Annotated in this window: 2 tRNA genes; both read left to right on the top strand. The window is 52.0% G+C overall.

Going from position 1 to position 271, the window contains the following annotated elements:
- Positions 1–37 precede the first annotated feature (37 nt).
- A tRNA-His gene (locus tag LACPOB_RS0103055) sits at positions 38–110 on the top strand.
- Positions 111–118: 8 nt separating this feature from the next.
- Positions 119–190: transfer RNA gene (locus LACPOB_RS0103050), tRNA-Gln, on the top strand.
- Positions 191–271: the final 81 nt, after the last annotated feature.

Raw genomic sequence — 271 nt, 5'->3', positions numbered from 1 at the left:
GATGCGGGTTCAATTCCTGCTATCCCTGCCAGTTATGGCGGTAGTGGTGAAGTGGTTAACACACCGGATTGTGGCTCCGGCACGCGTGGGTTCGACCCCCACCTACCGCCCTTAATATTGGGGTATAGCCAAGTGGTAAGGCATGGGACTTTGACTCCCACATGCGCTGGTTCGAATCCAGCTATCCCAATAGGGATTTGTTCCTTTAGAATGGCGGTATAGCCAAGTGGTAAGGCAGAGGTCTGCAAAACCTTTATCACCGGTTCAAATC

Source organism: Ligilactobacillus pobuzihii E100301 = KCTC 13174, assembly GCF_000349725.1.
Taxonomy (GTDB): Bacteria; Bacillota; Bacilli; order Lactobacillales; family Lactobacillaceae; genus Ligilactobacillus; species Ligilactobacillus pobuzihii.
The sequence above is the reverse complement of the archived record's forward strand: the minus strand, read 5'-3'. Positions and strand labels throughout refer to the sequence as shown.